General features: G+C 57.0%; 10 protein-coding genes. 2 read left to right on the top strand and 8 right to left on the bottom strand.

What is annotated here, in order from left to right:
* The 8 genes from K5905_RS19230 to K5905_RS19195 form a co-directional block, all read right to left on the bottom strand.
* Positions 1–659: SMP-30/gluconolactonase/LRE family protein (locus tag K5905_RS19230; protein WP_297586704.1), on the bottom strand; the 659-nt coding region annotated here is incomplete at its 3' end.
* A gap of 5 nt (positions 660–664) precedes the next feature.
* Complete coding sequence (locus K5905_RS19225) at positions 665–1,279, bottom strand: 2-dehydro-3-deoxy-6-phosphogalactonate aldolase (RefSeq protein WP_297586703.1); 615 nt, start codon at positions 1,277–1,279, stop codon at positions 665–667.
* On the bottom strand, positions 1,276–2,196 hold the full coding sequence (locus K5905_RS19220) for a 2-dehydro-3-deoxygalactonokinase (RefSeq protein WP_297586702.1): 921 nt from the start codon (positions 2,194–2,196) through the stop codon (positions 1,276–1,278). The genes K5905_RS19225 and K5905_RS19220 overlap by 4 nt, the downstream gene beginning before the upstream one ends.
* Positions 2,193–2,957 carry an SDR family NAD(P)-dependent oxidoreductase gene (locus K5905_RS19215; protein ID WP_297586701.1) on the bottom strand — a complete coding sequence of 255 codons (765 nt, stop codon included), beginning with the start codon at positions 2,955–2,957 and terminating at the stop codon, positions 2,193–2,195. Before K5905_RS19215 ends, K5905_RS19220 begins: the two co-directional genes overlap by 4 nt.
* Before the next feature lie 64 nt (positions 2,958–3,021).
* The gene (locus K5905_RS19210; protein WP_297586700.1) at positions 3,022–5,097 is read right to left on the bottom strand and encodes an alpha-galactosidase; all 2,076 of its coding nucleotides are present in this window, start codon (positions 5,095–5,097) and stop codon (positions 3,022–3,024) included.
* Positions 5,094–5,942 (bottom strand): carbohydrate ABC transporter permease, encoded by an 849-nt coding sequence (locus K5905_RS19205; RefSeq protein ID WP_297586698.1) that lies wholly within the window; start codon positions 5,940–5,942, stop codon positions 5,094–5,096. Before K5905_RS19205 ends, K5905_RS19210 begins: the two co-directional genes overlap by 4 nt.
* A gap of 1 nt (position 5,943) precedes the next feature.
* Complete coding sequence (locus K5905_RS19200; protein WP_297586697.1) at positions 5,944–6,861, bottom strand: carbohydrate ABC transporter permease; 918 nt, start codon at positions 6,859–6,861, stop codon at positions 5,944–5,946.
* 187 nt (positions 6,862–7,048) lie between these two features.
* Positions 7,049–8,308 carry an ABC transporter substrate-binding protein gene (locus K5905_RS19195; protein WP_297586696.1) on the bottom strand — a complete coding sequence of 420 codons (1,260 nt, stop codon included), beginning with the start codon at positions 8,306–8,308 and terminating at the stop codon, positions 7,049–7,051.
* 118 nt (positions 8,309–8,426) lie between these two features.
* On the opposite strand from K5905_RS19195, the gene K5905_RS19190 reads away from it, so the two are divergent.
* Both K5905_RS19190 and K5905_RS19185 read left to right on the top strand, forming a co-directional pair.
* Positions 8,427–9,206 carry an IclR family transcriptional regulator gene (locus tag K5905_RS19190; protein WP_297586695.1) on the top strand — a complete coding sequence of 260 codons (780 nt, stop codon included), beginning with the start codon at positions 8,427–8,429 and terminating at the stop codon, positions 9,204–9,206.
* A gap of 25 nt (positions 9,207–9,231) precedes the next feature.
* Positions 9,232–9,418: ATP-binding cassette domain-containing protein (locus K5905_RS19185; RefSeq protein WP_297586694.1), on the top strand; the 187-nt coding region annotated here is incomplete at its 3' end.

Below are 9,418 nucleotides of genomic sequence, written 5' to 3'. Positions count from 1 at the left end.
GTCCCATCCGATGCATAACGGGCAACACGATTGGCACCCCATTGTGCGTTCCAGAGGTACCCTTCGCTGTCGACCACGGCGCCATCGGGATTGTGATCGTCTTTGCCGAGATCAACAAACAGCCTCGGTGAACCGGAAGGCCAACCCTGGCTGTCGAGAGCGACCTGCTGGATCTTTTGAGTGGCCGTATCGGCGAAATAAGCGGTGCTGCCGTCGGGAGAAAAACAGATCGCATTGGTAATCGTGATATCGCCGAAAAGTTTGCGCAGTTCACCCTTGTAATAGCGATAGATAGCACCGGCTCCCTTTTCGGCATTGAAGCCCATTGTGCCGATCCAGAAGCCGCCCTTTGCATCGACACGGCCGTCATTTGAGCGGGTGATCGGATTGTCGGCTTCCAGGTCGCATAGCTTTTGTGTTGCTTGCGTTTCCAGATCAAACAGAAACAGCTTGCTTTCACTGGCAATCACAAGCTCGCGGCGGCTGACCCAGCCGGCCGCCGAAACACACTCGTCAAACTGCCAGGACTTCGGAGTGCCGTTTTCGCGGGTCATCAGCTGCTTGCTCAGGATGTCGAACCAGAACAGCTGCTGGCGTTCGGGGTGCCACAAGGGCCCTTCGCCGAGCCTGCAGCGCCGGTCATCAAAGACATTGCTCATTGGATTTACCCGTTGGCTGAAACTGCCGCGTCATAGGCGGTCACGATACTTGCAGCCCGTTCCTTGATTTCCGAGATCGTGAAGCCGGGCTTGTAGAGCGCCGTTCCGATGCCAAACCCTGTGGTTCCGACCTTGATCCAGTCGGCGAAATTGTCCGGACCCGCGCCGCCGACAGCATAGGTCGCGGTTCCCTTTGGCAAAACTGCAAGCATGGCCTTGATGCCATCGGGGCCGATCAGGGACGCAGGGAAAAACTTCAATCCATCGGCGCCATTCCGCAAGGCGGTGAAACTTTCCGAAGGGGTCATGACACCTGGAAACGAGGACATTCCCTCGGCCTTTGTGATGCGGATGACATCCGGATTGCAGTCAGGGGACACGATGAGTGTGCCGCCGGCCACCTTGACCTGGTGAACCTGTTCGGCTTCGAGCACGGTACCTGCCCCGATTTCGGCCTGATCGGCAAAGGTTTTTGCCATGGCTTCTATGCTTTTGAGCGGATCCGGCGAATTCAGCGGAACTTCAATGCGCGTGATCCCGGCAGTGATCAGGCATTCGGTGACCGGGAGGGCTTCCTCCGGTGTGAGACCACGCAAGATTGCGATCAGGTTTCGGCTCATGATGGTGCTTTCGAATAGGAAGAATAGGCAAGTGCGAGACCCTTCAATGTAATGGTCTCGGCATCGAGAGGCGTGGCCTCGTAGCCAAGGCAACCAAGCGCAGATGCGTAGGCCTTGGCAATGTGGTCGCTGCCAAGGATCGTGACTGCGGAAAGGTCAAAGTCGTCTTTGACGGCAGCCAGCTCAGCGCCGATCAGCAGGCCGGAAAGGCGACCGCGTGCGGCGTCCGGGGACAGGTCTGCAATCAGGCCCGCTGCCCGAACACCGAAGAGTTCTGCAGCAAGCGCCTGCGGGGTTTTGAAAATATCCATGGTTGCGGATTTGAAGGCATCGGCATCAAGATCCCGATCAGACAAGCCGTGGCGCAGAACCGACTGTTTCGAAAGAAGCGCAAAGGTTTCGCCGGTCATGAAGGTTCGGAATCGTGTCACGACGCCGTTTTCAAGGGCAACCCATTTGGTGTGCGTACCCGGCAGGCACAAGGTGCCTGAGAAGTTCGGGGTGTCGGCGAGAAATCCTGTGATCTGCGTTTCCTCGCCGCGCATGACATCGGCAGGGGTGATTTGCTTGATGCCGGGCAAGATGCGCACATCCAGCCTTGGGTCGGTTGCGTTGACGATGGTTGCGTCATCAATGGATGGCGGAGCGCACGGGGTGGTTTTGTAGGGCGCTTCGGCCCATCCCTGGCGAGATCCTGCCATGCCGCAGACGACGACCGGCGTTGTGCCGTCAGCCTTGACGAGGTCGTCGACCAGTTCGAGCAAGGCTGCTTCGAATTCGTTTTTGGCCAGCGTTCCCATGCCCTTGGCCGAACACCGATGGGCAATCGTGTTTCCGGCTGTATCCAGCGCCCAGATACGCAGATTGGTTGTGCCCCAATCCGCCGCGATCCAGGTCACATTTGCTTGAGAGGTCATCCCGTCACCACTACGCCACCATCCACGACAAGAGACTGGCCGGTCATCGCCCTGCTGGTCTTGGAAGCCAGGAACAGGACGGGGTCGACAATATCTTCAGGTGCAAGTTCAAACTTCAGGCACTGGCGTTCCAGATGGGCCGCAAGCGCTTCCGGTGTGACCCACATGTCTTTTTGCTTCTGAGTCAGAACCCACCCTGGGGCGATGGCGTTAACGCGGATGTTCTCCGGTCCGAACTCACGCGCGAGGCTTCGCGTCATGCCGTTGATACCCGAATTGGCCGTTGTGTAGGCGACGTATCCCGCGTTGCCCATCATGTAGGAAATCGAGGTGAAATTGATGATGGAGCCCCCCCCCGCGGCCCGCATCCCCGCTACGACATTCTGGCAGGCAAAGAAATAGGCTTTCAAGTTGATCGCATGAGACCAGTCCCAAAACTCCTCATCGACGTCTTCCGTTGCATGACGCTTGTCATTGGCGGCGTTGTTGACAAGAACCCTGATCGGACCATGAATCTCCGCCGATTTGTTCATTGCGTCTTTCAAGGCCGACATGTCGGAGATGTCGCAGGGAAAAAACAGTGGCCGGTTGCTGTGCTGGCTTTCCATTTCGTCACAGAATTCAGTCGCGTCGGACCGTTGGACAAAGGCGACCCTGGCGCCTTGAGCCAGGAAGCCGCTTGTCAGAGCTGCACCAATTCCAGAGCCACCACCGGTGATGAACACCGAAACACCTTTGAGATCCGGATAATTCGCGTGCATGAAACGCTCCCTTTGTATTTTCTTGCGGCCTGGGCCGAATGGTTTTCAGTCGAGCGCAAATCGCTCAGAGCCGCCGGCCTTCCAGAACCCAGATGGTTTCAGGGAAGCGCCAGGGCAGAATGAGGCCATGGGACATGAGATATTGTCCGTTGGCTTCCAGATCTTTTTGTTTCAGGAGAGGGGCGCCGCGGGAAAGCCCTGGAGCGTCGTCTCGATTGGTCAAGGATATCTTGTAAACCGCTTCGGGGTCCAGTCCAGTAAGCCTTAGTGGATGCGGCAGGATCTGGTCTGAGGACCGCATCAGGGCTGAAAATACCGCAAAGCGGCTGCCATCCGCGGCGATCTGTTGTTCCGCGATCACTGCGGGGTCGGCAGAGTCGAGGCGAAGAATGTCGGCTTGCATCATCCAGCCCCGGTTGGTTTTCCACCAGGCTGTCACGCTTCGCAGGATCTCGCTTTCTTCCGTGCTCAGTTCACGCGGGTCCATTTCGAAACCCATATGGCGCTGCGCAGCGGTCCAGGCACGCAGTTTCATGTCCAGAACGCGGCCTGAAGTGTGGCACCGGCGCGGTCCGACGTGAGATCCGGTCACCGAGGCAGGGAGGAACAGGGCGGCACCGTGCTGGATCCGCTGGCGTTCCAACGCATCATTGCTGTCGGAAAGCCACACACGTTGCGTGCGCTCCAGAATACCGAAGTCGATGCGCCCACCGCCAGATGCGCAGCTTTCGATTTCTACCTGCGGAAAATCTGCCTGCAAGCGATCTATCAGCGCGTAGAGACCTTCTGTCTGTGCGGCATCCGCGATCGGCAGAACGCGGTTGTGGTCCCATTTGATGTAGCCGATCTCGTGGTTTTTCAAAATGTCGGCTATGTGGTCGTAAAGGTAGGCGCGAACATCGTTTCGCGACATGTCGAGAACCAGTTGCTGGCGGCCCCGGGTCTGATCCGCCGGACCCAGGATCCAATCCGGATGGGCCCGAAAAAGATCGCTGTTTTCGTTGATCATTTCCGGTTCGAACCAGATGCCGAACTCCAGGCCGAGCGATTTGACATGATCGATGAGCGGAGTAAGGCCGTCAGGGTATTTTCGAGTGTCGATCACCCAGTCGCCGAGAGATGAAGTGTCATCGTCCCGCCGGCCAAACCAGCCGTCATCGAGTACAAATCGCTCGGCGCCGAGGTCCGCCGCTTGGGAGGCGATGGTTTTGAGTTCGTCGAGCTTGTGGTCGAAATAGACAGCTTCCCAGCAATTGTAGTGAACCGGGCGCGGCGAGCGCGCACCGGCTGCAATCAGGTTGCGGGCCTGTTTCTGGAAGCGGACGGCCGCTCCGTTCAATCCGTCTGCAGAATAGCTAGCGTATAGCGGAGCGGTCTGGAATGTGCGGCCTTTGGCCTGGCTGCCAGTTGCGTGACCAAACTGGATCTGACGCCGGCCGTCCGCCAGTTCCTCTGCCACCATCCTGTGACCGCCGGACCAGGCATAGTGAAAAGCGTAGGCTTCGCCCCTGGTATTGCTGGTCTCGGCAGAACACACGATCAGACCTGGAAAATGTGCATGATCCGACCGTCCGGTGCGGTTGTCGCGCACCTTTGCACCTGGCGTGAAGGGGAGCCGATCCGTCTGGAATTCAGAGCACCAGCGCCCGGAAAACTCGATTATTTCTCCGGTATGGGCGGGAGCCGGCAGAACGGGAGCCGCAAGCCAATCAACGACAATGTCACGCGCACATTCCAGCCGTGTCTGCAGCTTCAATAGCGATCTGTCTGACGTCAGGCTGAGATCCAGAACCATAGTCAGGTTCAAGGACTTTTCGACAAAGACAAGAGCCAGGCCGTGTTCGGAGACCGTTTCTCGTTCAAATCGAAAGGCCGGCGCCAGAAGCTTGCCATCACTGTCGCGAATTGTGAGGCCGGCCTGACCGGGGAATGTCTGTGAGGCCTCGGGGCTCAGGCTTATACCGGCATTGCGGTCCACCATGCCGCCGGTGACATCTGTGACAGATGCCTCGGCAATTGCCTGATGTGATCCAGCCTCCGGCAAGGCTGGACCCCAGTAAACCGCTTCAGGAAGGCATCCCGAAAAGCTTGCAAGAACAAGGCTTTGATTAGCATCACCAAGATGCCAGGTCTTGATCATTTAACGGCCCCAAGCGTCAGACCGGCAATGAAGTGCCGTTGCATCAGGAAGAACATGGCGACAGGCGGCAGAGCTGCGACGATGGAGCCAGCGCTCATCAGATGGTAGGCAGCACGGTATTGCGCGTTGAAGGATGTAATACCTGCCGTGACCGGTTGGCTTTCAACACCCTGTGTCAGCACCACGGCCCAAAAGTAGTCGTTCCAGATGAATGTGAAAATCAGCACGGCAAGCGCGGCGATTGCCGGTTTCATCAAGGGCAGCACGACATACCAGAAGATCCGCCATTCCGAGATGCCTTCCACGCGCGCCGCCTCGATCAGCTCGAAGGGCAGGGCGCGGATGAAGTTGCGCATGAACAGCGTGCAGAAGCCTGTCTGGAAGGCGATGTGGAACAGCACCAGACCAGTGATGGTGTTGTAAAGACCCATCTGTAGCGTGAGATCGCGCACGGGAACCATAAGGATCTGGAACGGCACGAAGTTGCCGGCCACGAACATGAAGAAGATCCAGATGTTGGCCTTGAATTTATAGACGCCAAGGGCAAACCCAGTCATGCAGGACAATGCCACCGCACCGATCACCGTCGGAATGGTGATCTTGAAGGAGTTCAAGAGATATTGCGGCATGTCCGAAGACGTGAAGACCAGTGCGTAGTTCGTGAACCCTTCAAAGGAAGACGGCAATCCCCAATAGTTGGCGTTGACAAAGTCGGCATCCGGTTTGACCGAGAAGATCGCGACTGCGATGAGCGGCAGCAACCAAAGGATCAGGGCGAGTGGCAAAAGACTTTGATAAGTGATCTGCCAGGAGCGGGACGTGCGTTCGATCGGTGTCGGAAACATATCAGCGCGCCTTTTCTTCTTTGTACATCGACCAAAGGAAGTAGGCGATGAAAGCCAGCATGATCAGGAAAAGCACCACGGCGATTGCCGCACCGTATCCCATGCGGAACCCGTATTCGGAAAGCGCCACTTCGAACATGTAGAAGCTGAGAACGCGGCTGGATCCGAAAGGGCCGCCATTTGTCATGACCGAGATGAGATCGAAGGACCGCAGAGCGCCGATGATCGTCACGACGAATGCGATGAATGTGGCCGGGCGTAACTGAGGCACGATGATGTACCAGAGCATGCGCCAGCTTTTGGCGCCGTCGAGGCGGCCGGCTTCGATCTGCTCGGGATCAACGGCATTGAGACCGGTAAGATACAGGATCATGCAATAGGCAGTTTGCGGCCAAAGACCGGCGACAATGATGCCGACAGTCACCCAGTTTTCGTCGCCAAGTATGTTCATCGGCGGCAGGCCGACCGCGCCGAGTATCACGTTCAAGATGCCGAAAGTCGGGTCGTAGAACCACGTGAACACCAGCCCGACGACGACCTGCGAGATCACGAACGGAAAGAAAAAGAGCGACTTGTAGAGCCGAATGCCCGTGACGGTCTGATTGAGAAAGAGCGCGATGAAAAGGCCTGCGGGAATGGCCGCGAGATACAGCAGCAGCCACAGGACGTTGTTTTTCAGTGAAGTGTAAAACGCCTCGTCCCAATAGAGCTCTTCGTAATTGTCAACGCCGACATATGCGGCTGCTCCCAGGCCGTCCCACTGATAAAGCGAGAGATTGAAGGACTGGAAGATCGGGAAGATCACATAAAACAGGAAGAACAGAATTCCCGGAGCCAGAAACAGCCACGGAGTGATCTGCTGCTGATTTCGATGCCACCAGGAGCTCTGGCGGACTTCGGCGACGGTCGCTTGGGCCATTTTCGGAACTCTTCTTGAGTCGACGGCAGAAACTTGAAATTGGACGGGGTGCCCAGAGCATCGTGCGTCCGAAAACGCTTGAGCGACGCCCTGTCTCGATTAAAGCGATCAACCTTTCTGCCTTTGAGTGTTGCCACCCAAGTTCAAGTCGATCTGGACACCCCGTCCTGTTCCGGTTGACTGGAACTTACTTGTAGATGCGCTCGCGAGCGCGATCCAAACGGGCCAGGATCTTGTCCAGGTTGTCCGGCTTGACCATGAATTCCTGCAAGCCTTCCATGGCTACTTTCGCCATTTCAGCCGGTGCATCGCGGTCGAAGAACTGGGCAACACCACCTGGAGAGTTGCTGGACAACATGACAAAGCCCTGCTCCAGGAACTTGTCCTGATCGACCGTGGATTCGGAGTTCACAGGCAGCTGACCAAGATGATCGCCGTCGTTGATCCAGGTCTGGACGTCCGGGGACACCGCATAACGCAGGAACTCACGCGCAGCTTCCTTGTTCTGGGCGTTTGCCGGAATATGGAAGGTGTCGGTCGGTGCGTCTTCCGCCTTTTCGATACCCGGAGTGATCTCGACAAACTGATAGAAGTCGATCTGGTCGTCGGTCAGGCCGGCATCGCGCAACGGTGCCACGGCAAAGTTACCCATCAGGTAGGCAGCGGCATCGCCCTTGACCATGAACGGCAGAGCTTCCTGCCAGCTGTAGGTCTGGTGATTGTCGATGAACGCACCCATGTCGATGAGCTCGCGCCAGTTGGCGAACGTCTTCTTGACCTCATCGGACTGCCAGGAAGTTTTGCCTGTGAGCAGGTCCATGTGGAAGTCAAAGCCGTTGGTGCGCATGTTCACGTAGTCGAACCAACCACCGGCGGTCCAGAGGAACTTGGTGCCAATGGTGTAGCACTTCTTGCCGGCATCAATGATTTTCTGGCAGTTTGCCTTTTCTTCTTCCCATGTAGTCGGCTCGGTGAGACCCAACTCGTCAAAGATGTCTTTGCGGTAGTAAACGCCCCATTGATAGTAGGTATAGGGAACGCCCCACTGCTTGCCGTCAATCGTCATTGCGCCTTTGGTGGACGCCAGATTGTTGGCGATTGCCGGTTCGGCCCAAAGATCTGAAACATCTTCAAACAGACCAGCTTCCACATATGGGCGCATGCGGTTGGCAGCGTACCAGGTCGCGACGTCCGGAGCGTTGGCGGTCAGGAAGTTGCGGATCTGGGTCTTGTATGCCTCACGATCGATCACTGTTGTTTCGACGTTCAGCTCAGGATGCTGCTTCTGGAAGCCCTCGATCAACTGTTCCATGGTCGCACGTGGCGCCGGGTTGGACGTGTCGAGGAAGATTTTCAGGTCGCCTGTCAGGCCTTCTGCTGAAGCCCCGGCCATTGTGCCGGCCAGGATTGCAAACGCCGCGGCGGACGTTTTCATTATGGAACGCATGGTGTCCTCCCTTTTGGTTCCATTATGTGAAACTTAGTTTTGTATATTGATACTTTGCGGCGATAGGGTTAAGTTGTCAACAGGTCCGGCGTAAAGAAACGGGCCGATGGAGGAAAATATGAACAAGCAGGCAACGGGCGACGGGACGGTCGGCAAGGCGCTGGACGTCCTGGACAGAGTTGCGGCAATGGGGCGACCGGTCCGGTTCTCAGAGTTGCTGACCGACAGTGTTCATCCCAAGGCGACGCTGTACAGACTGCTGCAGACCCTGGTGAGTCAGGGCATGCTGGCCTATGACGAACACCAGCAGACCTATTCGCTCGGCATCCGTCTGGTACGACTGGCACATGCCGCCTGGCGCCAGAGTTCTATTGCGCCGATTGCGCGTCCCTTCGTCCGGGCATTGTCCGAAGCCGTGTGTGAGACCGTGCATCTGGCGCAGTTGGATGGCGGTCAGGTTCTTTATGTCGACAAACGCAACGCGATCAATCCGATCGACATGTTCTCTCAGGCCGGAAAAGTCGGTCCCGGCTACTGCACCGGCGTAGGCAAGGCCCTGATGGCGTTTCAGGAGCCGGGCGAGCTCAACGAGATCATCAAGAAGCAGTCCTTCTACCGCTATACGCCCGGCACGCTGACAACCGATGCGGAGCTGCGGGCGGATCTCGAACAGATCAGGAAGGATGGGATTGCCTTCGACCGTGAAGAGCATGAGCCGGGTATCATCTGCATCGCGGCACCCATTCTTTCGTCCAAAGGGCGCCCGATCGGCGCGCTTTCGGTAACAACATCAACATCGCGGAAGACGATGGAGCAATTGCTGGAGGCACGTCCGGCGCTTCTGGAAACAGCCTCCAAAATTGCAGCAGCTGTCGAAGACTGGCAGTTCCCCGCTTGAACTTTTTCTAGGGAGAATAAAATTCATGTCTGGCGTCACACTGACCAATGCCGTCAAGCAATATGGCGATCTGCAGGTTATCCATGGGGTGGATCTTCAGATCGACCACGGGGAATTCTGCGTATTTGTTGGCCCTTCCGGCTGCGGCAAGTCCACACTTCTCAGGATGATTGCCGGGCTTGAGGAAACGTCGTCCGGAAACATCCAGATCG

It is taken from the genome of Roseibium sp. (assembly GCF_025698965.1).
GTDB lineage: Bacteria > Pseudomonadota > Alphaproteobacteria > Rhizobiales > Stappiaceae > Roseibium.
The sequence above is the reverse complement of the archived record's forward strand: the minus strand, read 5'-3'. Positions and strand labels throughout refer to the sequence as shown.